A 25,737-nucleotide genomic window follows, 5' to 3' on the forward strand; every position below is an offset into this window, starting at 1 on the left:
TGCTTTAACAGCAAGTAAAAAAATAAATGGTCTAATTACGTATTAATTGAGCTCATCCTTTGCATTTCATTTTGTGATGTTTTTCACAACATTAATTTAGCAAGAATAAATAACCTGAGCTATGATAAAAATCACTCCTATGAAAAATGATCAATAGTTTGATAGTCTTGTTCTAAAAACTACAAAAAGACAAGCCCCCTTTTTTGAAAGAGGGCTTGTCTTTTTATTTTCCCGTAAACCAATTAACAACGTATTCGCCCCACACCTCATTTCCTTTTTTCGTTAAATTACCATTGTCTTTATTTAAATACTCTCCTAAATGAAACGGCCAAATGAGCGAGTGATTCATATAATATACCCAGTTTGCTTCAGATACTCCCCTGATCGCTTCTACCCCTTCTTCATAGGACTCGGTTTGTGAAATATATGGCTGTGACGGCTGAACCATAAGGGTTTTTTTCAAGTCTTTGAGCTGATGAATTAGCTTGTCTGTATTTTCAAGCGTCTCATCTAGCGTAAGGTGCTGATAATCATTTTTAAGAGGTGCTTCAAACAGAATAATGTTTGGCTGAAGTTGATCAATTTGATCGGCAATATGTGAGGATAAAAGCTCATCGGTTGTCCCGTTACCATATGAAAGGGTTTTAACCGTAAACACATCACGTCCATATGTAGCTGCTAGCTCTTTTTTTAACTGCTGTGGCCAACCTGCTTCCTTCGCGGATGTGACAAGCACAAGAGTCAGAGGCTTTTTATTTGCGATAGATGACTGGATTTGCTTTGTGATAAAGTCTGGAAGATTTTTTGTATAAGCAGATACATCAGAAAACTGTTTTTCTTTATGTACAACAGCAGTTTTTACTTCACTTGCCTGCGCTTCCGTTTGCTCCTGCCAGTGCTGCGTCCCCGCATACATCACCGCCCCGCACAAAACAGCAGCCGCCACATTTACCCCAACCATCGCCTTCATTCAATCTCCCCTTTACCCACTTTTTAAAAACCAACTATATTCTGCCCACCCAACTTACATTCAATAGAATAAACAAAGAGACAACCACACAAATACTTCACTGAATTTGCCCAAAAAGGTTCACATATGCGGCAGGCGCAAACCCGCAAGGGAGGGTGACTGCCGCTTAGGTCTAGCAACTCTACCATCACCGCTCTTCCGTGATGGTAGAGTTGCTACATCGATATATAAATAGTATAGATTAGTAGAATTTGGAATGGGGGACCTTTCGTACGTAAAATCTCTACAAATACACGTATACTTCGCATATTTCCTAGCGAAACGTGAAGTTTCCGGGGAAATTACGTCACGTTTCTTAAAAAAAAACATAATGTACGCTCATTCGCACATGTGATCTTCCCCTTGTACAGTAGAGATACCGGCGGAATACAGCAAAAACGCGTTTTTGAAAAAGGAATGCTACATGCAAAAAAGCTCGTTTGATCAAATCGCTTCATCTTTTCATCCATTAATTGTGTCGATGATTAAAAAATTTCATATTTACAAAGACTACGACGAATATTATCAAATTGCGTTGATTGGTTTATGGAGAGCGTATCAAAAATTTGACGAAAACAAAGGATCTTTTTCTGCTTATGCCTACACAACCGTGCGGGGTACGATCCTTTCTCATTTAAAAGGCACCATTTCATACGAAGAACGGGAAACACCGGCTGAGCAAAACCTGCTTTCACTGAACGAAGATCTCGCTCTTCCCGTTCCGCTAGAAAGTGAAATTATCAAGCAGCATATCGAACACTTAACGGGAAGAGAAAAAATCTATGTAATCGAACATCTGCTAGAAGGCTACTCGTATAAAGATATCGCCTACAAATACGGAGTCTCCACGGGAGCCGTTAAAAACTGGGGAAAAGCAGCTCGCAAAAAGCTAAAGGCCTCACTTCTTAGGGAGTAAGAAAAAGAGGAAGCTTATGATAAGCTTCCTCTTTTAGTACACATGTGTAGTCCAAATGATTGTTCATATGTAGGACAAGTTTATTCGATAAATCGAACGATTATGCCAAGACAACCGGACTTTCTAAACAGTAATTACGAATAACAGCCGCTCTGGCCAGCTTTTTTTCTAAACTATAATAAGAAAGCTTAACTGGAATGAACGTTCCATCTTTGAAGTGAATTAGCATGGAGGTTGGATCAACTGTAGCAAGCGTGTGTGAAGTATGAACATGAGAGGCAAAAATCCAGGTGCAGCTATAGTCATTTGGCGAAGATGTCGGAAACGCAATGATGGCTTGTGAACGGTTAATAACAAGCGGCGTAAGCTGTTTGTACGGAAACATTTTTCGAACGGCAGCAATAGACCCTTTAAACGTACTTAATTCTCGAATGCACGCTTCTTCTAATAATTGCTTACACGTCTTGCTTAACATGTATTCTCCTGCTTCATCTAGCACCTTCGTTCGGTGCACAGGATCATTCACTGGAATTAATGCTTTTGTCGTCAAACCAATTTGATACTTTTCATCATTTGTCATACATCTACCCCCTTTGCTACTTTATAACTATTCTATACTATCGAAACGGGAAAAATCTAGTCTTTTTTTCTCATTATTTGAAATATTTTGAATTTATTTTATATCCAAAGAAAAAAGCGCTGAAGCCAGCGCTTTTCTTTTAAATAAAAATGTCTAAAATAAGAACCATTGCAAACGCCGCAAATGATAGAATCGTTTCCATCACTGTCCACGTTTTTAACGTTTGGGCCACTGACATGTTGAAGAATTCTTTGATTAACCAGAAGCCAGAATCATTTACGTGCGATAGCATTACAGAACCTGCGCCTGTTGCTAGCACCAATAGCTCTGGGCTTACGTTTGGCATCGTTGCTGCAATGGGTGCGACAATACCTGCTGCTGTGGTCATGGCTACTGTTGCTGAACCAACTGCTGCACGAATTAACCCGGCAATCACAAACGCTAGCACGATAGGAGAAAGATGAGCATCTTGAGCAAATCCTGCAATCGCGTCACCTACACCGCTTGCTGTTAAAATTTTGTTAAAACCGCCGCCTGCACCGATGATTAAAATGATCGAAGCAACGGGTCCAAGACATTCGTTTGTGAATTTTAATAAATCGTCTTTGTTGTATCCTCTTGCAAAACCGAACGAATAAAAAGCAAACACTAGCGAAATTAACAGCGCTACGATTGGACTTCCGATAAAGTTTGTTACATAGCGAATCGTACTTGTTTCTGGATAAACAAACCCAGTAATTGTTGCTAAAAGCATTAATAGTACTGGAAGTAAAATCGTGAATAACGTAATGCCGAAACCAGGAAGATCTTTATGCTTCGACTCTGTGAACTGCTCCATAATTTCACCCGTTGGCTCTACGTGAACACGGCGTGAAATGAACGATCCGTAAATAGGACCTGCCACTGCTGCAGCTGGGAATGCCACAACTAATGAATACAAAATCGTTTTACCTAAATCTGCTTTGAAGATATCCACCGCTAGCATCGCTGCCGGATGCGGCGGTACTAAACTGTGAACAACGGCTAAACCGGCAATTAATGATAAACCGATTTTAATAAGTGACGTACCCGTATGCTTGGCAATTACAAACACAAGCGGAATTAATAACACAACACCAACTTGGAAAAAGACTGGGATACCGCAAATAACGGCTACAACCATCATGGCCCAGTGTACGTTCTTTTCACCGAATACTTTAATTAACGTGCGGGCAATACGCTCGGCTCCGCCTGACTCTGCCATCATTTTACCTAACATCGTCCCAAGACCAAGAACAATCGCGATAAATCCTAAGACGCTCGCTACTCCTTCTTGGAAAGCTGTTACGATATCAGGCAGCTTCATACCTGAAATAAGACCCATAAACAAAGCCGCAACAATCAGCGCTACGAACGGATTTGTTTTAAACTTAGCAATTAAAAAGATAAGTCCAACGATCGATACAATTGCATACAGCAAAAGACTTGCTTCATGACTTAATCCGAATACTGAATTCATATGTTCATCCCCTTAGTGTGACCATTTTTCATGTACGTACATCCAAATAATGTATACGCTTTCAAATATTTTCTAAAGTGAACGCACCTTGTACGTTCACTTCTGCTTATTTACTTAATAATTCAACCGTTTCACGAAGCGTTGTTTTGGCTCCAACGTTTCCAGGGAAAATGATGTATGCAATGCCTGGAAACTTGCTTTCCTCTCCCGTTACCCATACCGGAATGCCGGGTTTGATTTGTCCAGCAACCGTCGCGCGCTTTACGGATAAGCCGTTTACGCCAATATCACTTGACGTAATGCCGCCTTTTGCAACGATAAAGTTTGGACGAACGTTCAAGCGGCGAACAATGCTTGTAACCGCATCTGAAATTTTTACCGATAATTTAAGTTCTTCTTCTTTTTTCCCTTCGCCAAGATCTAAGCGCTCGCGTCTTGTATAGACGGCTACCGTTTGACCTTGTGAAATAAGCTTCTCTGCTTCATTGATAATACGGTTCACTTCTTCTTCAAACTTTTCAGGTTCTAAGACAAGATGACAATCAAATTCAATAAATTCAATGAAGCTGCATTTCTTTAATTCTTCTAACTGCTCCGTTGTTTTTTTAACGTGCGAACCAACCATAATTAATCCGCCGTTTGACGACTTTTCTTTAATGAGCTCTTCTTTTGTTAAAAGGTCTTTATCGCTCACGCCGCCCATTACTTTTGTTAAAGCCGCAGCGCTTCGATACATAAAGTGCTTTCCAAGCTTCATCGCGCGAAGAAGCGCAATCGTCACAACTTTCACGTCTACATAATCCACTGCGTTCACAATCACTTTGTTAAAGTCTTTCACTTCCATTAACTGATTTGTAATCGTTACTAAATCAAGTGCACGAATGCTCCTAAGCGAAATATACGTCGTATGACTTGCTTTGAATTTCCCTTCTGACTTTTCTTCTACCCATTCGCCTAAATGAGACTTGCTGTAGCCAAACGTACGGTCTTTTGCAAACTCCGTTTCTCCTGCCGGCACTAAGTAGTCTTCATCTTGCACGTAGTGAATGTTATCAACTGTGAATCGTCCGCCTTCTTTAAAGAAAGGAAAAATCACTTCGCCGTCAAGCACTTGATTTGAGTGCTGTTCAACGGTTTTCTTTAATACTTCTGTTTCTAACGGGTAGTGACCGCGAAGAGTCGAATCACCTCTGCTGATAATTAAAAACTCTTTATCTACTTCAGCCGCTACCTCTGTAATAACAGCAGCAATGTCCGCGTGGGCTTTTTCCGTTTCAGAAGCGGTAAATCCGCGTGAATTTGTTAGAATAAAAAACATGGAGTTTTCTTCTAAAAATCCTTGCTTGATGCTGTCTTTGCTCCAGTCTGTATAGACGGAAATACCGTTAACGGTTTGAACACCGGTTGGATCATCATCTAGTACGATGATTTTTTGGTTGAACGTCAAAAGCTCTTCGTCGAGCATTTTTTGCACAAGTGCTTCGTCGACTGCTGGAATGTTTTTAAACACATCGCTTACAAGACGTTTTTCATCTTGTTTAATCATGCTTTCACCTTCTTTTTCACTTCAACGTTTGCTAACTTTTCATAGTACTGTACAATCCCACCGTGATCATCGCTTGCTTTTCCGTCTACTTTTAACGCATGGAAAATTTCCACAAGCTGACTTGAAAGCGGAAGCGGTACGCCAATGTCATGAGCCGTTTCCATCACGTTTGTCATATCTTTTAAGTTAATATCAATGCGTCCGCCTGCTACAAAGTTGCGGTCTAAAATAAGCGGCACTTTTGCATCTAATACAGCGCTTCCTGCTAATCCGCCGCGAATCGCTTGATACATTTTTTCAACGTCAATGCCTGCTTTGGCTGCTAGTACAAGTGCTTCAGACATCGCTGCAATGTTTAAGTTTACAATCACTTGGTTTGCAAGCTTAGCCGTTACGCCGCTTCCGTTGTCTCCAACAAGCGTTATTTCTGCTCCCATCGCATGAAGAATAGGTGAAACGCTTTCAAAGATGTGCTCATTTCCTCCGACCATAATTGCAAGCGTGCCGTCAATTGCTTTTGGCTCTCCGCCGCTAACCGGAGCGTCTAGCATGTGAATTCCTTTTTGTGCAAGCTCAGCCGCAATTTCTTTTGATGCTACCGGTGAAATGGAACTCATATCGATGATAACGCTTCCTTCTTTGGCGCTATGAATTAACCCTTCTTCTCCAAGCACTACGCTTTTTACATGATGTGAAGCTGGAAGCATCGTGATCATCACTTCGCTGTTCACTGCAACTTCAGCAAGACTTTCTGCTCCAAATCCTCCTGCTGCTTTCACTTCTTCTACTGCTGCTTTATTAATATCGTAAACCGTTACCTCAAAGCCTGCTTTTAATAAATTGAGTGTCATCGGTTTTCCCATAATTCCAAGTCCAATAAATCCAACGCGTTTTGTCATTTTCGTTTCCTCCCCTTGTTGTATACGTTTTCAAATACGTTTAAAAAAAGAATGTATACGTTAAAATATTTTTTGTATACATTTCTGATAATTTTGTATACACTCATCATATTCGCATTTTATTTATTTGTCTAGCCTTTTTTTAAATGAAATTTATTTCCAAAACCGAAACTTTCCGTCCCACCTTTTCACAAGTTATAGTATGATTTGGGTATACGCGTACAAAATGATAAAAAATAAAGAGAGAAAGAGACGAGATTTCCTCGTGTCGAATGCTAGAGGTGAAGTAGAGTATGTTAAGAAATCAAGGTTCTCGTTCGTCTCATCACCCTTCTTATGAGATGATTCGAGATAAAATTTTAAACGGTGAGCTTGAAGGCGGTACAAAAATCGTCGAAGAAAAATTAGCGAGCGAGCTTGGATTCAGCCGAACCCCGATTCGTGATTCTATTAGACGCTTAGAATATGAAGGGCTGATTGTCCGAAAAAAAGTGGTGTCGCCGACAGAAAAAGACTTACGCAACTTGTTTGAAGTGCGAATGCTGCTAGAAGGCTCAGCTTCTAAAGCTGCTGCAACTTTTTTATCTGACAGCGAATTAGAAGAATTAAAGGAATGCGTAGACACAGGAAGAAACGGCTCGTTTGAAGAAATCATGAGCGCAAATGAACGTTTTCACGCCATTATTGTGAACGCAAGCAACAATGACGTCATGATTAATATCATCGATCGCATGCAGTCGATCATTTACTTATTCCGTCATACGGTCGTATTTTACAACCGCCCGTTTTTAATTGACGAACACGAAGACATTTATAAAGCTATTAAAGAACGCAATGCTGAAAAAGCTGAAGCGCTAATGCAAGAGCACCTACAAAAAGACTTAGAGTTTTGCCTGCATTTGCTTCAGAGAAGACAATAAAAAAGCTGCCGATTGGCAGCTTTTTTATACGTACATCTTTTCTTTTACAGAAATATCGGCTAACTGTCCGCTGCTGTTTTTGAACACCACGTGTTTTTTTGAAAACTTTGTCGGTGAATCAATACCGGCAGCTGCTGCTAAATTAAACAATCCTTCACGTAATGACAGCACGTAGTTGCACACGCGGTATGACTTTTCTTCAATAATAAGCGCTTTTTGCAGCTTCGGATCTGTTGTGGCTACGCCTACTGGACAACGGTTGTTGTGACAAACCTGCGCTTGAATACAGCCGACAGAAAACATAAAGCCTCTGGCAATATTTACGCAATCGGCACCCAGTGATAAAGCCGTCGCAATTTTATCTGCCGTTAACAGCTTGCCCGATGCAAAAAGCTTTACTTCATCACGAACGCCATACTTTTTAAGCAGTTCATCCACAAAAGGAAGTCCTGAAAACAGCGGTACCCCCGCTCCGTCCGCTAATTCCTGAAACGATGCGCCTGTTCCGCCTTCAGCTCCGTCGATCGTAATAAAATCAGGACCGCTTCCCGTCTCTTTCATATAAGCCGCCATTTCTTCAAGATCATTTGTGTTTCCGACAACCATTTTAATGCCTACTGGCTTGCCGCCCACATCTCGAAGTTTTTCAATAAACTGGAACATTTCAGGATACGACGCAAACTCTTTAAAGCGGTTTGGGCTGTCTACCGATTCTCCTGGCTTTAAGTTGCGGATTTCAGCGATTTCTTCCGTTACTTTTGAACCGTCTACGTGACCGCCTCGCGTTTTAGCTCCTTGAGCGAGCTTAATTTCAAACGCTTTGATTTGCTCCATTTCACTTTTCTTTTTAAATTCTTCCCATGAAAATTCACCTTTTTTTGTACGAACGCCAAAAAGCCCGGGACCAATTTGAAAAATGATATCGACGTTTCCTTTTAAATGATACGGTGACAGTCCGCCTTCTCCCGTGTTCATCCACGTGCCGCCTGCTCGTCCTAAACCTAGTGATAAAGCCGTAATCGCGTGGTCACCAAGCGCTCCAAAGCTCATACCGGATTGACCGATTAATCCTTTTACAACAAACGGCTTTTTGCATGAAGGACCTATAACGACCGCTTCTTCATCTCGCAAATAAAACGGATCCGCTTCTTTTTCTTCTCGGTGCTCTCTTCGGCTGAATAAGTTATCGGCGTCCATTTTATATACTTTCGTTTTAATTTTTTGCGTATTATCCGCTTTCATTTCGTCGCGCTGCTTTGGAAACACCGCGTTTCGAATGTAGTAGCCCGGTTCGCTAAAATCACGCTCTGAGCCAAATCCCATCATTCGGTTGAGGTATTTGCCTGACTTAACGGTTTGCTCGTATTGATTTCGAGAAAACGGCTTGCCTTCATTATTATTTAAAAATAAATACTGACGCAGTTCAGGCCCCATTTTCTCAAAAATATAGCGCATTTTTCCGAGCAGCGGATAGTTTCTCAAAACCGAATGCTCTTCTTGTTTTTCATCTTTCAACCAAAGAATAATAGCAATAATAACCGGCACTACAATCACAAGCATCATGACCGCACCAAAAATAAGTAAAATGATTTCAAACACTCCCATGATATCCCTCCTAAAAAGACTCTCCTATACGGAGAGTCACTGATTAAAGCATTCTGCTTAGTCCTTTACGAAGCGGCGGCATTTCGAGCTCATGTTCTTTGAAGAACTTTTTCATGATGTGCTTCGAATAATTGGCTGCTTGTCCGAATGAAATTTTGCCTGGAAGCGGCGGTTCATCCGCAATCACAACATCAATCACAACAGGAACATTCGCAAGCGCTGCTTTTTCAAACGCTGTTTCCAGCTCCTCGTGTTTTTCAACGCGGTAGCCAATTCCTCCGCACGATTCAGCGAACTTCGCAAAGTTCATTTCACCAAGCTGCGTTTGGTAATCCAAGTGACCTTGAATGGCTTGTTCATATTTAATCATGCCGATTTCACTGTTATTAAGAACGACTACAACAATTGGCAGCTTGTACTTCACAGCCGTCACAAAATCTTGCATGACCATCGTAAAGCCTCCGTCACCGCACACGGCTACCGATTGTTTTTCAGGATGAGCAAGCTTTCCTGCAATCGCAGCCGGAAGTCCGCAGCCCATCGTTGCCAGCCAGCTTGAAATCACAAATTTTTGATTTGTCATGCGGAAATGTCTCGCCATCCATACCGTCACGTTCCCGACATCAACAGATACAATCGCATCATCATCGACGATTTTTTGCAGCTTAGGGATGACTTGCTGCGGCTTGATTGGCGTGCTCACTTCGTTTTCTTCTTTTTCTACGTGCTTCCACCAGTTTTCCATATTAACTTGACACTCTTCTAAGAAACGGCGGTTTTCTTGATAATCTAAATTATGCGCAAGCTGGGAGAGCGTCGTTTTAGAGTCTCCGACTAATCCAATCGATACAGGATAGCGTCTGCCGATTTGTGTAGCGTCAGAGTCCAGCTGAATCGCTTCAACCTTGTCCGGTAAAAACTCACGGTATGGAAACGAAGTTCCAATCATAATCAGCAAATCGGTTTCTTCCATCGCTTCATACGCCGGCTTTGTCCCAATTTGCCCGAGCTGCCCCAGGTTATAAGGATGATGATCCGGCAGTATTCCTTTACCCGGAAGCGTAAAGATAATCGGTGCCGCAATTTTTTCCGCAAACTGTGCTAACTCAAGCTTCGCATGCTTTGCACCTGTTCCTGCTAAAATAACCGGTTTTTTTGCGTATTTAATCGCTAGAAGAGCTTTAGCTACATCTTCTGGGTCACTGTGAGAAATACTTTTTGATACATTGGCAACTGGCGTTTTTTCATCAATTTTAATCGTTGAAGACGGAATATCATCTGGAATAACTAAGACTGCGACGCCTTTTTTCGCATAAGCCGTTCGAATCGCTTGCTGCAGCAGATGCGGAAACGATTCCGGCGAATCTACTCGGTGATTAAACACCGACACATCGTCAAAAACACGTTCTAAGTTCACTTCTTGAAACGATTCATTGCCAAGCTTCGCGCGAGGCACCTGTCCGGCTAGCACTAGCACCGGTGCACCGTCTGCTTTGGCATCATATAAGCCGTTTAACAAATGAATCGCACCCGGGCCTCCAATCGACAGACACACGCCGATTTTGCCTGTAATTTTAGCGTAAGAAGATGCCGCAAGTGCGCCTACTTCCTCGTGACGGACTTGAATAAACTCAATTTCATCTTTTTCACTGCGCAGATTGTCCATAAAATGATTGATTGAATCCCCGGGCATACCGAAAATGTGATTGATCTTCCATTCTTTTAATACCGACATAGCTGCTTTTCCAGCTGTAGTTTTTATCATATTCAGCCTTCCTTTCTTTAACTTTGTTTCTATTCCATACCACAATGAAAGAAAGACAAAACAAGGGACTTTCCCGTTTTTATGGAAAAGTCCCTTGTTTTTAGCTAAATAATTTAAATAAACTAAATTTTTTCATCGGCTCAGGCTCTAATTGATGCACCGGACGACCGTCGATAATCGCTTCTGCATTTTCAATAAAAAAATAAAGTTCTGAAGCACCGTACATATCGGAAATGTAATCATACGCTTTTGAAAGTGAATAGTCGTGGTAATTGCGAGCATGAACGCCAGAGGCAATCACGTGGGCTAAGCGGTATTTAATAAACATACACGCCGCTTTTCTTTCTTTTTTTCCGTTTAAACCGAGAATACTAGCAGCGCTTAGCTGAACAAGTACGCCTTTTTTAACAAGCTCATACAAACGCTCAGGGTGATCTCGAAAAATCGGATGACATTCTGGTGAACGTAGAATAGGCACAACGCCTTTTGTGAGAAGATCATACAGCGTTTTTTCAAAATAAGGTGAGATATCATAGTCAGGCAGTGAAAGAAACAAATATTTATCGGTGTGATTAAGCGTAAGAAGCTGATTTCGCTCATAGTTTCGCAGAAGTTGAGGCGATAAAGGGACAAGCTGACCTGGTAATACTTGTAGAGGAACACATGAATTTGTAAGCCATTCATTAGCTGCATTTACATAGAGAAATAAATGGTGTTTCATAAACTCTTGATCGCTATCATAAAGCGGCGTCGCCACAACGGACTGAACACCTTGATCCGCTAAGGAGCGTGCCATCTTCAAAAAGCCGTCTACTTCCTCAGGTCCGCTATCGATATTAGGCAATATGTACGTATGAATATCAATCACTTTATTTCCCTCCCTGCGTTTTGTATAGCTCTATTCTACGACGATTTTAAATGTGAAACTATGTATTCTTCTCGACATTTACCACCACGAACCCCGGAAAACCGCGTACTTTCCTGTCATCTACTTAACTAACAATATTTTACTATCACTCTATGTGAAAACGCAAACATAATTTGTAAAATAACTCCAAATAATGATGATAAAAGAAGGGATTGAAATAGGTCTTTGTATGCAAATACCCTGATTAAACAGAAGTTAATCAGGGTACAAAGGGAAAAGTTAAAAGATTCCTAGAAATTTTGTTTTTTTGATGCGTTCAGGCTCATCTTTTAGAATAGAGTATCCAGTGACAATAGCTTGAGCGTTTTCTATCAAGGTATCTCTAAGTGCTTCTCCGTATTGATGACTAATTGCATCATATACTTTAGCTAAAGAAGCTTTTTGATATGTAAAAGGATTTGCACTTGAGCTAATTGCATGACATAAACCATGATCTAACAGTTGAAAAGCCACTTTTTTTGTTTTGCGACTATTCATTCCCAAAAAGCTTTGGGCGTCTGCTAAAAGGACAGCTCCTTGCTTAGCAATTTTGTATAAGGAATTAGTGTTTTCTTGAAATGATGGATATTTTTCTGGATGAAGGAAAACTGGAATCAGTCCTGATAATTGAAGATCATATACAAGAGTTTCTATATCAAATTGAAATCCTTGAGGTGGCAAACGCAAATATAAGTATTTGTTGTTTTCATTGACTGTCATGAGCTCATGATTATCATATTGAATGGGTACGTCTGAACTAGCCATTACTTCTTGAGCGCCTATTAAATGCAAAGGTATAAATTTACTGCTTAACAGTTCGTTAGCTTGTTGTATATACGTTCTAATATCTTTTGGGTGCATCCTGCCACTTCCGTTATTACATGGCGCAACAACTGCAGTTTTAACACCTTGATCCACAAGCTTTTTAGCCATTTCTGTAAATACACTTTCACTTTTGGGACCTTGTCCTACATTTAACAACAAATGTGTATACAAATCAATCATTCTACTAGCCCCCTTAAAATTTGACTTACTTGTAATATTCTACGATTATTATACCAATTCCTACCCTATTTTTTCTATTTTCAACCATTATCTCATAAAAAAAGAACCTCAATTTTCATTGAAGTTCTCTTTCTTAAAATATTCCTAAAAACTTTGCTTGTTTGATTCGTTCAGGACGTTCTTTAATTAACGCTTCTCCTCGAATAATCGATTCTGCATTTTCTTTCAGCATATAGACCGTTCGACTTCCGTAACGTTTAAATAACACATCATAAGCTCGCTGCAATCCGTATGTGTTAAATGTTTGAGCTGTCACCCCTGATGCAATAACGTGAGCAAGACCATGCTCTATAAATTGAAAAGCAGCTCGCTTTGCTTTACGGCCATTTTGGCCTAAAATGCTAGCGGCCGATAACTGAATAATTGCTCCATTCTTTACAAACTGATATAGCTTTTGAGGATTATCTAGGATAAAAGAACATATTTCCGGTTCACTAATAATAGGCACTACTTCGTTTAACTGAATTTTATAAATAATATCGTCAAACTGAGTAACAGAGCCTTCTTCAGTAAAATCTATCATTAAATACTTGTTTGTATTGTTAATAGTCAAGCTTTCTGTGTATAAACTTAAAATTTGTCTAGATGAACGAACTTTTTGTCCAGGAAGAATTTTCAAGGGGATTGATAGTTCCTTTAAGTGGCGATTAACAATATCAATTTGATTAAGAATACTTTCTTTAGTCTCAACTGATACTTCGCTATTAATAGTAGGTGTGGCTACCGCATGGGTAACGCCTTGTTTGACAAGCATTTTAGCTATATGTATAAATGTATCCTTATCTTTTGGTCCCTTACTAAAGTTAGGTAAAACAAAAGTGTGAATATCAATCATAAAAACTCTCCTCTTATTATATAGATATACTTAATAGTAAAATAAAAGAAGAGAATTAAAAAGATGTAACTTTAACAAAATATACCATTTAAAAGGCTTATGCATGTGAAATATTCAAATTAAAGCGCGAAAAGAACAAAAAAGATGTTGAAAAGTTTGCTTAAATTAAGACTTTTGATTTATTAGCTTTTCATCAAATATCCTTCATTAAGAAAAATTGTTCGTTGGATCGAAATATCGTTCGATGTAACAAACACTTTATATTTATATAATATATTTTCTATCAAAAAAATTCAATTTTATTTTTAAAATTTTATATAATGTCACAAAAAAAGACTGTCTAGATAGACAGTCTTTTTCATTTACTATTGGTGAAATAAATTTCTAGAGCTTTTGCCCACGCTGTATTTCCTTTTTCACTTGGTGCTGTCTTGTCTGCAGTCAAATAGTTCAACAAGCTTTCAGAATCACTGTTTGGCCATTGTGACCAATGATTGATATACTCATACTCATTTTTCTTAGCAAATGCCTTTAATTGCTCTGCCTCTTTTGGATAATTAGTTGCGTGATAAATGGGATGAGACGGCTGAATAATCGTTACTAAATTGTCTACATTCTCATTGATATGAGTCATAATTAAACTGATATTATCAAGCGTATTTGTAATACCCACTATTCCATTATCATTAGCTAAAAATGGCTCAAATAAAAGTATATCTGGCTTGGCTTCAATAACCTTTTCATAGAGTTTTTCGCGTATAAACTCAAGTGAATTTTTATCTTTATATTCTTGAACTTCAACTTCTACTGCAGATCCATATGTATCGTTCAACTTTTTCTCTAGCTGAGCAGGCCATGCTCCTGAGTCCGTTGAGGTATCTTGTGAGCCTACAACAACCAACTTAATTGGTTTTCCAGTTTTCTTTGCCTTCTCCAATTTTTCTACAATAGATGTGGGAAGGTTCTCCGTATAGCTTTTCCAGTCGTTTGAAGAAGCAGGAACCGATGAACTACCAACTGCAGTTGGACGAGCAGCACCTTCTGCCTCAACTTTCTCACTCCAATTCATTTTACCCACTACTATAGTAGCAATAAGAGTGAGAATAGCAATAATATTAATCCATACTTTCATAAATAATCTCCTTACTATTTTGTTTATTTATCCATTATAATATAATTCGAGAAATTTTTTATAAAAAATGATTAATTTTGTCATTTTTTTTGGTAGAATGGAAGAATGATTGTGTCTTTTATCACATGTTAAAAGTCTTGACATTATCAGCAACAAATTTCTTGTAAAGGAAGAGTGAGAATGGAAGAAGAACGTAAGCGTAAGAAGCGCAGAAAGAAAAAGAAAAAAGGATTTAAAATAGCTTTAGGTATTATTTTGCTACTTATTATCGGAGTAGGCATCTACGGCTTTTCTGTTTATAATTCAGTTGCCAATACATTTAACAAAACACATGAACCACTAAGTAGATCAGTTTCTGACAAGCGTTCCACTCAAGTAAGTTTAGAAAAAAAGGATCCTATTTCCATCTTACTAATGGGAGTAGATCAGCGTGGTGCCGATCGAGGACGATCTGATTCCCTTATTCTAATGACCGTTAACCCTACAACTAACAAAGTAAAAATGGTTAGTATTCCTCGTGACACGCGCACTGAAATTATTGGTAAGGGCAAAGAGGATAAAATTAATCATGCGTATGCTTTTGGCGGCATAGATATGTCTGTTAAAACTGTAGAAAATTTCCTTAATGTACCTATTGATTACTACGTACAAGTCAATATGGAAGGTTTTAGAGATATTGTGGATGCTGTAGATGGCATTACTGTCAATAACCCTTTTGCCTTTGATATCGATGGCGTTCATTATTCAAAAGGCACGCTAAATTTAGATGGTGATAAAGCTTTACTTTATACCCGTATGCGATATCAAGATCCACGAGGAGATTTTGGACGCCAAGAAAGACAGCGACAAATCATTCAAGCTGTTATTGAAGAAGGTGCAAGCGTAAAGTCTTTGGCTAACTACGGTCATATTCTTGATGCAATCGGTAATAATGTAAGAACGAATTTAACATTTGATGAAATGAAAGGTATTCAATCTAATTATAAAGAGGCTCGTAAAGACTTAGAACAAATACAAATTGATGGTAAAGGAACAAAAATGAATGGAATTTATTACTATATTGTTTCTGACTCCGAACGAGAAAAACTATCTAGTATGTTAAAAGAACAATTAAATCTTAAATAGTACATAAAAAGTGAAAGAAGCATCAGTTCTTTCACTTTTTCACTTATTTTTGCTTGCTTATACATAGTTGGATTTCGATTGAAAATACCCCTAGTATTCCCAAATATTTTTCAAATATGTGGTACAATAGTCTAATTATTAATTAAATTGGAGGTTTATATGAAAAAGAAATTAGTAAATGAAATTTTTTGGTTAAGAGCCCTCGCATGTCTGGCAGTTGTAACTATCCATTCCATTCAGAAAGGGATCGATTACTACTTTACAGGTGAAAATACACCGATGGTTTATTTTCTGCATTTGTTTTATGCAGCTGCATTATTTGGAACGCCGTCATTCGTTTTCATTTCAGAATTTTTATTAGCTAAAGCATATCCCTCAGGTGTGCCAAAAGGATTTTTAAAGAAAAGAGTAAAGTTTTTGATCACACCTTTCATCTTTATGGGAATTATTTATACTTTCTTTGAGCTGGGTGCCTCTATCACCTTAAAATCTTTTATCGTTGAATCATTAAAGAATATTTTAATTGGTGACTATGTAGCTTGGTTTATCTTGTTAATTTTGCAGTTTTATTTACTTCACATGTTTGTACCAAAGTATTTAGAAAAAGCATCTCCGAAAGTCATACTGCCTGTTTCACTAATAGTAAACGTTCTTTATTTATCCTTTTTTAAATTTATACAGCCTATTCAAGCAATTCCATTCCATGACTACATTTGGGAAAGAGGTTATTGGCTATTAGCTATTGGATGGATTTTCTATTTTACTTTAGGATATTATATAGGTAAAGATTTCGAAGCTTTCAAACTTTGGTTGAACAGAAACGGAAAGATTATTTTACTTTTTGCTGTCGTTGCTTATTGTATGGTAGTAGGACTAAAATTAGTTGGAATACTTCCTGATTCATCCTCTAAAAGACCTGATATACCAATTTATACAACAGCTATCATCTGCTTAATTTTTTACTTAACTGGAAAGATAAAACTTGCTCCAAGCTTTATTGTTCTAATAAGCAATTATTCTTTTAACATTTACCTATTACATATGATGTTCTTATATACTATTAAACCGTTACCTCATATGAATATGATTACATATACTTTATATTTATTAATATTAAGTATCACCGGTTCTATTATTTTAGCTACTGTGATTAATAAATTGCCATTTGGTAAATATCTTGTAGGTAATATTTTAAAAATAGGAAGAAAACAAAATAATAGAACATCTAATCACCCAAAAGCTGTTTAAATACTAATAGTTATTAGCTAAATAGACTAACCTATTTAAATGAAACATTATAAAACACCTCCAAATAAGTACCCTTAAACAAAGTACTTATTCGGAGGTGTTTTTGTATAGGCAAGATTAGTTGTTCAAATGCATGCAAGTAGGAACCAAAAGGAGTCAATGATCGTCCAAACATTACGTCTAAAATGGGGTTTCATTTCATAAGAACAGAATCGGAAGAGGTAACGTACAACGTATGTTAACTATACTTCCTATACGCACGTGCCAAATTTCCACAAAAGAAAAGACTGTAGTAAGTAATATGTTGAGAAGAGAAAACCATGCATGGGGACAATGCAGCAATAGAATAGCTACATTTAAATTTAAAACCTGATGACTTCCGATTTGTAAAAATATTTCTATGTTTTTTGAGAAAGAGAGAACGGTTCATCAATAAAATAAGGCTGCCACGCACCTTTAAAATTTGGTGATATGGCAGCCTAAAAGGTTAGCTTTTTATTGATATTGTTTCATCAAATTAAAATTTTAATTGTTTTTGTACCTTTTGCTCTGGTGTTTCAAACAAACGAAACTTAATTCGAGGTTTTTTCTCTTTATTTGTTACACCCAATTCATAATTGATTGAATAAGAATTTCGATAAGCCATTCCAATTTGTATCCAAAGAATTATGTTGAAAGGATACATTTCAAGGCAATTTGTGAACATTGAAGATATGCCTAAGGCTATTATTAAAGCATTAGCGTTATTTTCCAGTCCTGTCCGATTAGCATTCAGGCATCCAATCATTAAAGTTAGAAATAATAAAAATAATAGAATGACCCCAGAAATCCCCATTTGCTCATAGATAGCAAAGAATTGATTATCTACTGCATAGCTTTTTTCCATTGTATTCAATGCAGCTGTAGAAACGCTTGCTGCACCAACTGAACCAATCCCCTCGCCATACAAGCCCTGGTGGCTGAACAACGGTGACAAATTGTCACCCCAGTGTGAAAGTCTATCCTGTGTAGATGAAACGCTACCTAAAGTTGTATTTGTAAAAATGTATGTACCGCCTAAAACAACAGGTATTATTAAAAACATTAATAAACCTAGAACCGTATATCCGTAACTTCTAGGTAACTTAGCGAACGAACGAAGAGTAGTAATTAGCTGATAGATTAGCCAGAAGATAATTGCCGATCTGATTGTAGCCAACAGTAAGAAAACTAGCGTAAGTACCTTAAACAAAATTGCAAGCTTCTTTTTTCCGTGTTTTGTTAAATCCCAGTCTATAAGAATTCCTATTAAACTTAGTAGAAAAGCATAACCATCTGGTGTCCCTACAAGTGAAGGAAGACGTAAATTTCCATTAAACGTTTTAACGTTCACCCCATATTCAAATCCCATAGACATGAGTGATTCAACTCCCAACATCCGTTGTAGGAACCACACGATAATAATTAGGAAGAAAACAATATACAAAGGCTTAACAATGTTAACTTTAGCTTCACGAAGCGAGATACCTATTAATAAGCCCAGCATTGGGAATATAGTAGTTTTAACTCCATATACAAAATCAGTGGAAGAATATCCACTGGAATTTCCAAACAGACCTATTCCACTTATACAACTGAAAATGACAAGCATAGAAATAATAGAAAATGTTTGTTTTTCAAATCCCTTACGGGTAAAAAATGAAAATAGAAAACTTAACACAATAAATATCAAAATAATATCTTTGGATATCTTAAATATTGTATTATCAAAAAATACGGCAATTGTTCCATAAAAAGATATAAATACGAGAAAAAAGTAAATTAATGGTTTTGAATTAGACATGTTTTGCAATGTTTTTTTCCTCCTTAACTAGACTTATTATACTAATTCACAATTGGAAATACCAATCATTTTTTCAACTCTATACTATTTAACGCCTACTTTCTATCTAAATAAACGATACTAAAGAACTAACCCTGTACGTGTATAAGCTTATTAAGGTTTTAACGCCCTACATGCACTCGAACAGTGATATAACTTCTTATTCATTCAGTTATGTAATGCTTTCTAAGCATCCAAAACCTAATTCTTAGCATTAATTAAACTGTACACTCGTCTTGTATTCCCTTGTTGATTACTTCTGAAAGCAGTGACATTTATGGATGAACAGAGATATTTCTCAAGCCGATGTGTAAGAGTTCTCTGCTACATAGAATTTCATTGTCCTCACTGCATTTCATTCAATGTGTTTTGCATCCTCATTAGCTGAAATTAACTCATTACTAGTAATAAGCTAGATATTGGATTAGGTTACTAAGCGAGCGGCAACCTCTCTGATAACACTTCTTTAAATTAAACACACAACGTATGCTTTTTAAGGGTTTTCCAGCACCTTATAGCGAGCTTCAGCACATTAATTAATACCGCAGTTGTCTATTAAACGCTAAAGCCTAACCAATGAGATGTGAAACAATAATTGCTATGTATACACGGACTTTTTTATGAACCAAAAAAAGAGCTGATAACAGCCCTCTTTAACCAAAAAATACACCTTCTTGCTATTCAATCATTAAATAAGTAGGACTTGTAAGAAGGTTTAAACCCATCTTTTTCTTCAATTCGACTTGCTGCTTAATTCCAAGCATTGAAATTTTTATAGCTTTGCCATCTTTTAAAGGTATAGTTGTGTGATGACTATTTTCAGTTGTCCAATAAACAATAGCCTTTTTCTTATTTCCTTTTGAAAATTCCAAGATATAGTCATTGGGGTTTTGAGTTTTAATTTTCTTCGAAAAACGATATCCCTCTAAAGTTCTGGATAAGGTTTGAATAGATAAATAGCTTAATTTAGGAGTTGAATAATAAGAGTTAATACCAAAGTTATGTTCTCTGTTATTTGGATCTCCTCCATCGTTTTTCCAATCATACCATATACTTACTGGTATCTTTTCTAAGCTATTTACTAAATTCATTCTGGCTATATATTCTGCCTGCTGCATTTCAGTAATAGACTTTTGATTTTTGGTATTAGATAGTGAATATCCCCACTCGCCCGATATTATTGGAACATCTTCTTTACTATAGTTTTTTAGTAAACTACTTAATTCCTGGTATTGGTCAATAACATTCTCAGGATTATCATATTGGTAAGGATGAACGGAGACCGCATCGATGTAAGGCAATATTCCTTGATCCAGCGTATTCTGCATCCACGTTAGAGACTGTTCATTAATACCTGCAAGTGCAGGTGCTACAATAGTTGAACCTTTATCATTTTTTTTGATTACCGGTGCTACTTTTTTAACTAAAAGAGCGTAATTAATTTCACTAGGCTGTGTACTCCAAAACTTCTCTATATTGGGCTCATTCCATATTTCCCAAATACCTTTTTGATTGCCATACCTTGTAACTGTAGCTTTCACAAATTTCGCAAATGCTTCTCTTCCTTCACTAGTATTAACAGACCTATCTTGCTCATATAAGGAGTTTCCATAATCTAAAATATAATAGGGTTTAATGTTATTTTCTTTCAAAGATTTGTTTAATTGATCATATCCTGTTCCTTTAAAATCATAGATACCTTTTTTAGTTTCAACAGAAGACCAAAAAATGTCAATTCTCACCCATTTAAACCCTGCTTCTGCAATAGATTTTATTTCTTCTTCTTTTAATCCTGGATGAATACTTACTCCCAAACCATCAGACACGCTATAATGCGATTCTAGGAAATTTTGTTGCTTTTGTTTCCAAACACTGATGACTCCTGTTATAGCTATTAATAAAATTAACAATAAAACGAAAATTTTCTTACTGAAAATCCGTTTTAAATTACTGATTAACATATTTCCCCTCTTTCTTAACCTTCTTTATAATTACATTGTTATGTTTTCTATTATAATTACGTTTAAATCAATTGAGCTGATATTATATATAGTTTTTGATTGACTAGATTCAGTAAATATAATCAAAGAAGTTTATAAGTACCTTTAACTTGCTATATCCAAACTATAGACTTTTAAATTAAGTAAAGGTCGTACCCAATTGAGAACTGGTACGGTCGTTAAAATTAGTGGCATTAGAGTCATTCCAATCAAATTTAAAACCTGAAGAATTCTAATACGTAAATATAACTCCTTGTCTGTTGAGAAAGTTAGAGAGAGTGTGTGTCTGTCAATAAATAAAATTAGGCTGCCACACACCTATAGAACTTGGTGATATGGCAGCCTAAAAGATTATTTTATTCTTTTCTTAAATTACTAAGTGAGTCTAAATATCAAGATTTTATTAATTAGTACCATAATAATAGTAATATTGGCTATCATTGTCCATCTTTCGATTATTTAAAATAACTCCTAATAATCTACCTTTAGAATTACTTAATAACCCCTTAGCCTTCTTAGCAGCGTCCATATTAGTCTTGCCACTACTTACTACTAAAATGGTACCATCGGCTTTGTTAGATAGGATTTGTGAATCTGTAACTGCCAGTGTTGGCGGCGTATCAAAGATAATAAAATCAAATTCAGCTTTCATTTGCTCCAACACTTCATTCATATAACCTGATGCAAGAAGCTCTGAAGGGTTAGGTGGTATTGGACCACTTGTTAAAACGAACAGATCTGGAACATCTGTCTTTTTAACCGCATTTAATAATGTTTCTTGTTTTGTTAAAACATTTGTAAAACCAACGTAGTTTTCTAATCTAAAAGAGTAATGTACAGTTGGTTTTCGTAAATCACTGTCTACTAAAAGAACTTTCTTGCCTTGCTGAGCATATACAATCGCTAAGTTAGCAGATGTCGTAGACTTCCCTTCACCAGGACCAGAAGAAGTCATAACAATTGTCTGAATATCCTCCTCTAAAGTAGAAAATTGAATATTTGTACGAATTGTACGATATTGTTCGGCCGATGGTGATTTTGGTGAATTATGTGCAACTAAACGACGTTGAACTGTCAACAGTTTATCGTTATTTTTATTTTTGCGAGCCAATGGATTCCCCCCTCACTCTCTGACGACTAGAAGAATGAGCTCTTCTACTAGTAGACAAGTTAGTGTCACTAATAGGTGCCACAATGCCCATGATTGGCAACTCTAATAAACGTTCTATATCATCTTCTGTTTTTACTGTGTTGTCTAGCTGTTCAACTAAAAATACAACACCTAACCCTACAATAAGACCTAACACAATTCCGATACCAATATATAACGGCGGATTCGGACTTACTGGAGATATGTTCTCCTTAACTTCCGCTGGTGCTAAAATACTAACATTATCGATATTCATAATCTTTGAAACTTTACTTTTGAATACCTGTGCTGTTTTGTTTGCAATTTTAGCTGCTACGTACGGTGATTCATCCGTCACTAGTACTTCTACTACTTGAGTATCTTTTGCACTTGTAACTTCTATCTTTTCGTTCAATTCTTCAACACTCATATCTAAATTAAGTTCAGATTTGACTTTTTCAAGTATTGCTGGACTTTTAATAATAACGTTATATGTGTTAATTAATTGAATATTTGTTTCTACTTCTCCAGAGTTATAGAGTTGCTGTTCAGACTTAGCCTGGTTCACCAGTAGCTGTGTTTTCACTTCATAAGTTGGCGTTAAAATAAAAAAACTTAAGACGCTACTGATTATCGCTGCTATCAAAGTAATAATACCGATAAGCCACAGACGCTTTTTAATTGTCCGAAACAAGTCTCTCAGCGTGATTGTTTCTGCCATGTTGACCTCCAATAATAGATGAATTCATTCCTATTCATTATAATAGAACTTTTATCCAACTTCTACACTATTTTATAAATATTTGATAAAATTCTCTAAAAAAAAACAACTACTTACCTGTTTTCTAAACTAATGAATAGTTCTTAATTCATATTTTTTAAGTGACAGGTTGATTCTTTTTACTTATTATACTATCTACTAATTCGATTACTTCTGTTTGAAGTCTTTCCAATAAATTTTGGCTTTCTTCTAGATTTTCACCTTGTACAGCAAAATAAAATTTAGCCTTAGGTTCCGTTCCAGACGGACGGACAGTAAACCATGATCCGTCGTTTAGATAATATTTTAAAACATTAGACTTCGGTAAATGAATGTTTTCCAATCTATTATGAACTACATCCACTTTTTTACTATATTGGTAATCTTCTATGAACGTCACAGACTTACCAGCTACTTGCGTTGGCGGATTATTTCGGAAGGAAGTTAAAATTCGTTCAATTTGCTCTGCTCCGTCTTTTCCTTTAAGCGTTAAAGAATAAAGAGATTCTTTGTAGTATCCGTATTTTTCAAAAATCTCTAATAGACCCTCATAAAGAGATTTCCCTTGCGCCTTATAAAAAGCTGCAACTTCAGCTGCAAAAACTGCTGACTGGACAGCATCTTTATCACGTACAAAGTCCCCGATTAAATAGCCATAGCTTTCTTCATATCCAAATTGGAATTGATACTCTTTTGTCTGTTCAAACTCATTAATTTTTTCGCCAATAAATTTAAAACCTGTTAACGTATCAATGGTTTCTAATCCGAAGCTAGTAGCAATAGCACGGCCAATTTCCGATGTTACAATTGTTTTAACAACGACTCCATTTTCAGGAAGGATATTTTGTTTTTGCTTTTGTGTTAACAAATAGTGAAGCATTAAAGCACCCATTTGATTTCCTGTAAGTACTACATATTCACCATTTTCATTCTTCACTGCCACACCTAGGCGATCAGCATCTGGATCTGTTCCCATTAGGATATCAGCATCAATTTCCTTGCCATATTGAATAGCTAATTCGAAAGCTGCATGCTCTTCAGGGTTAGGTGATTTGACGGTTGAGAAGTTAGGGTCCGGAAGCTCTTGTTCCTTTACAACCGTAACATTTGTAAAACCAAATGCTTTTAATCCGGCACGAACAGGCTTATTGGCAGTACCATGTAGAGGTGTAAAAACAATTTTCAAATCTTTTCCCGCTTGCTCTACAACTTCACGATTCAACTGAATTGTTTTCAATTGTTTCGTATAAGCTGCATCAACTTCTTCGCCAATATACGCCAACAACTCACTAGCAAGAAGTTCTTCTTTTTCTTTTACTGGTATCACCAGCTCATTTTCCACTGCATTTACATAAGAAATAATAGTATCTGCAGCAGCAGGTGGAAGCTGGCCTCCATCCTCTCCGTATACTTTATATCCGTTGTATTCCGGAGGGTTATGACTGGCTGTAATCACGATGCCTGCAAATGCATTTAGATAACGAACGGCAAAAGACAGCTCAGGCGTAGGACGCAACTCTTCAAAAATATACGTTTTAATTCCATGGTGCCCTAATACTTTTGCTACTTCTAATGCGAATTCAGGAGATTTATGACGAGAATCGTAAGCTACTACAACTCCTCGTTTCTTTGCACTCTCTCCATTTTCCTCAATATAAGAAGCTAGACCTTTAGTGGCTTTACGAACCATGTAAATGTTCAAACGATTTGTACCAGGTCCAAGCTCTCCTCGCATTCCGCCTGTGCCAAATTCTAGGTTTTTATAAAATGCATCTTCTGCTGTTTTTTTATTTTTTTCCATTAAAAGTAACTCTTTTTTTAATTCTTCGTTCAAATCATCAAACATTAGCCATTTGTCTAGCTGTACTTGCCATCTCACGTTGATGACCTCCTTTACTATTTGGTTGTGAAGCAATTAATTGTACCTGTCCTTCAATTGTAAATGAATGCATTTCATGTGGAATAATAAAATGATCACCATATTTAATTGAGTATTCTTTATCTTCTGAAATTATTTTACCTTCACCATTAATCACACTTACTAGTGTAAAATAGCGTTCTTGAGTCAGTGATAAGGAGTTAGTAATGTCCCATTTATATAGAGTGAAATAATCTTCTTCCACGAATGTTGTAATGCTTCCTCCAGCTGTTTTAGCGATAGCTGGCTCAATTTTAGCTGCAGTATGAGGAACAGTAGTAACATCAATTGCTTTATCTAAATGAAGCTCTCGAAGCTTACCATCTTCTCCTCGGCGATTATAGTCGTACACGCGATATGTAGTGTCTGAACTTTGCTGAGTTTCTAATACAAGCGTTCCTTTACACAAAGCGTGAATCGTACCGCTTGGAACGTAGAAAAAATCACCTGGCTTAATTTTGATTCGTTGCAGAAGACCTTCCCAATTACCATCTTCCACCAACTGAACAAATTCTTCTTTGGACTGCGCATGATGTCCAAAAATCATATCTGCGTCTTCATCGCAGTCAACAATATACCAGCATTCTGTCTTGCCCAGTTCACCATTTTCAAACTTATTGGCGTACTCATCATCCGGATGAACTTGAACAGATAAATCATCATTTGCATCTAGAATTTTAGTTAACAAAGGAAAACGATCGCTTTCAAAATGACCAAATAAATCTGGATGTTCTTCCCATAGTTCTCCTAAGCTTTTTTCAGCAAACTTCCCAGATGCTACAACACTTTGACCATGTGGGTGAGCAGAAATTGCCCAGCACTCTCCCGTTCTCGAGGATGGAATGGTATATCCGTACTTTTTATTTAGCTGATTTCCACCCCAGATCCTCTCTTGAAATGATGGTCGTAAAAAAATAGGTTGTTTCAATGATTGTACATCTCCTCTATTATTACTTATATAACGTTTTTAGCAGCAAAAATACCAAACAAAAAAGAGTAGATGAAGCTACTCTTTTTTG

General features: G+C 37.1%; 21 protein-coding genes. 4 read left to right on the forward strand and 17 right to left on the reverse strand.

Annotated features, from left to right (window positions below; all coding sequences use genetic code 11):
* Window positions 1-223: 223 nt before the first annotated feature.
* On the reverse strand, window positions 224-970 hold the full coding sequence (locus ACFX4E_RS08075; protein WP_377257981.1) for an SGNH/GDSL hydrolase family protein: 747 nt from the start codon (window positions 968-970) through the stop codon (window positions 224-226).
* Between the two features lie 463 nt (window positions 971-1,433).
* Here ACFX4E_RS08075 and ACFX4E_RS08080 point away from each other — a divergent pair, with 463 nt between their 5' ends.
* The gene (locus tag ACFX4E_RS08080) at window positions 1,434-1,925 is read left to right on the forward strand and encodes a sigma-70 family RNA polymerase sigma factor (RefSeq protein WP_377257984.1); all 492 of its coding nucleotides are present in this window, start codon (window positions 1,434-1,436) and stop codon (window positions 1,923-1,925) included.
* A 100-nt stretch (window positions 1,926-2,025) separates the two neighbouring features.
* Here the strand turns inward: ACFX4E_RS08080 and ACFX4E_RS08085 are convergent, their stop codons facing one another.
* From ACFX4E_RS08085 to garR, 4 genes are all read right to left on the reverse strand, one after another.
* A complete protein-coding gene (locus ACFX4E_RS08085; RefSeq protein WP_223546426.1) occupies window positions 2,026-2,505 on the reverse strand; it encodes a competence protein ComK in 480 nt (159 codons plus the stop codon).
* Between the two features lie 139 nt (window positions 2,506-2,644).
* Window positions 2,645-4,003, reverse strand: coding sequence for a GntT/GntP/DsdX family permease (locus ACFX4E_RS08090; protein ID WP_013055857.1), 1,359 nt, complete (start codon window positions 4,001-4,003; stop codon window positions 2,645-2,647).
* Between the two features lie 106 nt (window positions 4,004-4,109).
* Entirely contained in the window at window positions 4,110-5,549 is a 1,440-nt protein-coding gene (locus ACFX4E_RS08095; protein ID WP_377257989.1) for a four-carbon acid sugar kinase family protein, read from the reverse strand.
* The gene (gene garR / locus ACFX4E_RS08100) at window positions 5,546-6,448 is read right to left on the reverse strand and encodes a 2-hydroxy-3-oxopropionate reductase (protein ID WP_377257992.1); all 903 of its coding nucleotides are present in this window, start codon (window positions 6,446-6,448) and stop codon (window positions 5,546-5,548) included. The genes ACFX4E_RS08095 and garR overlap by 4 nt, the downstream gene beginning before the upstream one ends.
* 293 nt (window positions 6,449-6,741) lie before the next feature.
* Between garR and ACFX4E_RS08105 the strand changes: the two genes are divergently transcribed.
* The gene (locus tag ACFX4E_RS08105) at window positions 6,742-7,368 is read left to right on the forward strand and encodes a GntR family transcriptional regulator (RefSeq protein ID WP_336091376.1); all 627 of its coding nucleotides are present in this window, start codon (window positions 6,742-6,744) and stop codon (window positions 7,366-7,368) included.
* A gap of 24 nt (window positions 7,369-7,392) precedes the next feature.
* On the opposite strand, the gene ACFX4E_RS08110 is transcribed toward ACFX4E_RS08105, so the two are convergent.
* The 6 genes from ACFX4E_RS08110 to ACFX4E_RS08135 all read right to left on the reverse strand — a co-directional run bounded on the left by ACFX4E_RS08110 (window position 7,393) and on the right by ACFX4E_RS08135 (window position 14,677).
* Entirely contained in the window at window positions 7,393-8,973 is a 1,581-nt protein-coding gene (locus ACFX4E_RS08110) for an FMN-binding glutamate synthase family protein (protein WP_377257995.1), read from the reverse strand.
* Window positions 8,974-9,016: 43 nt separating this feature from the next.
* Window positions 9,017-10,738 carry a pyruvate oxidase gene (locus ACFX4E_RS08115; RefSeq protein ID WP_377257998.1) on the reverse strand — a complete coding sequence of 574 codons (1,722 nt, stop codon included), beginning with the start codon at window positions 10,736-10,738 and terminating at the stop codon, window positions 9,017-9,019.
* A gap of 100 nt (window positions 10,739-10,838) precedes the next feature.
* Complete coding sequence (locus ACFX4E_RS08120) at window positions 10,839-11,606, reverse strand: tyrosine-protein phosphatase (protein WP_274863438.1); 768 nt, start codon at window positions 11,604-11,606, stop codon at window positions 10,839-10,841.
* Between the two features lie 279 nt (window positions 11,607-11,885).
* A complete protein-coding gene (locus ACFX4E_RS08125) occupies window positions 11,886-12,650 on the reverse strand; it encodes a CpsB/CapC family capsule biosynthesis tyrosine phosphatase (protein ID WP_377258001.1) in 765 nt (254 codons plus the stop codon).
* A gap of 133 nt (window positions 12,651-12,783) precedes the next feature.
* Window positions 12,784-13,545, reverse strand: a complete 762-nt coding sequence (locus ACFX4E_RS08130) for a tyrosine-protein phosphatase (protein ID WP_377258004.1) — start codon at window positions 13,543-13,545, stop codon at window positions 12,784-12,786.
* Window positions 13,546-13,903: 358 nt separating this feature from the next.
* Window positions 13,904-14,677: an SGNH/GDSL hydrolase family protein gene (locus tag ACFX4E_RS08135; protein ID WP_377258007.1), complete on the reverse strand. Its 774-nt coding sequence runs from the start codon at window positions 14,675-14,677 to the stop codon at window positions 13,904-13,906.
* Between the two features lie 180 nt (window positions 14,678-14,857).
* On the opposite strand from ACFX4E_RS08135, the gene tagU reads away from it, so the two are divergent.
* Window positions 14,858-15,802 carry a polyisoprenyl-teichoic acid--peptidoglycan teichoic acid transferase TagU gene (gene tagU, locus ACFX4E_RS08140; RefSeq protein ID WP_377258010.1) on the forward strand — a complete coding sequence of 315 codons (945 nt, stop codon included), beginning with the start codon at window positions 14,858-14,860 and terminating at the stop codon, window positions 15,800-15,802.
* Between the two features lie 159 nt (window positions 15,803-15,961).
* Window positions 15,962-17,050 (forward strand): acyltransferase family protein, encoded by a 1,089-nt coding sequence (locus ACFX4E_RS08145; protein ID WP_377258013.1) that lies wholly within the window; start codon window positions 15,962-15,964, stop codon window positions 17,048-17,050.
* 517 nt (window positions 17,051-17,567) lie between these two features.
* Here ACFX4E_RS08145 and ACFX4E_RS08150 read toward each other — a convergent pair.
* The 6 genes from ACFX4E_RS08150 to manA form a co-directional block, all read right to left on the reverse strand.
* A complete protein-coding gene (locus ACFX4E_RS08150; protein WP_377258016.1) occupies window positions 17,568-18,881 on the reverse strand; it encodes a hypothetical protein in 1,314 nt (437 codons plus the stop codon).
* 707 nt (window positions 18,882-19,588) lie between these two features.
* Window positions 19,589-20,872, reverse strand: coding sequence for a cellulase family glycosylhydrolase (locus tag ACFX4E_RS08155; protein WP_377258019.1), 1,284 nt, complete (start codon window positions 20,870-20,872; stop codon window positions 19,589-19,591).
* A gap of 442 nt (window positions 20,873-21,314) precedes the next feature.
* Window positions 21,315-22,022 carry a CpsD/CapB family tyrosine-protein kinase gene (locus ACFX4E_RS08160; RefSeq protein ID WP_155008333.1) on the reverse strand — a complete coding sequence of 236 codons (708 nt, stop codon included), beginning with the start codon at window positions 22,020-22,022 and terminating at the stop codon, window positions 21,315-21,317.
* Window positions 22,006-22,761, reverse strand: coding sequence for a YveK family protein (locus ACFX4E_RS08165; RefSeq protein WP_121944605.1), 756 nt, complete (start codon window positions 22,759-22,761; stop codon window positions 22,006-22,008). The genes ACFX4E_RS08160 and ACFX4E_RS08165 overlap by 17 nt, the downstream gene beginning before the upstream one ends.
* A gap of 157 nt (window positions 22,762-22,918) precedes the next feature.
* Window positions 22,919-24,679, reverse strand: coding sequence for a phospho-sugar mutase (locus ACFX4E_RS08170; RefSeq protein ID WP_377258022.1), 1,761 nt, complete (start codon window positions 24,677-24,679; stop codon window positions 22,919-22,921).
* Window positions 24,639-25,646 carry a mannose-6-phosphate isomerase, class I gene (gene manA, locus ACFX4E_RS08175; RefSeq protein ID WP_328153237.1) on the reverse strand — a complete coding sequence of 336 codons (1,008 nt, stop codon included), beginning with the start codon at window positions 25,644-25,646 and terminating at the stop codon, window positions 24,639-24,641. The genes ACFX4E_RS08170 and manA overlap by 41 nt, the downstream gene beginning before the upstream one ends.
* Window positions 25,647-25,737: the final 91 nt, after the last annotated feature.

It is taken from the genome of Priestia sp. YIM B13491 (assembly GCF_042787605.1).
Taxonomy (GTDB): Bacteria; Bacillota; Bacilli; order Bacillales; family Bacillaceae_H; genus Priestia; species Priestia megaterium_E.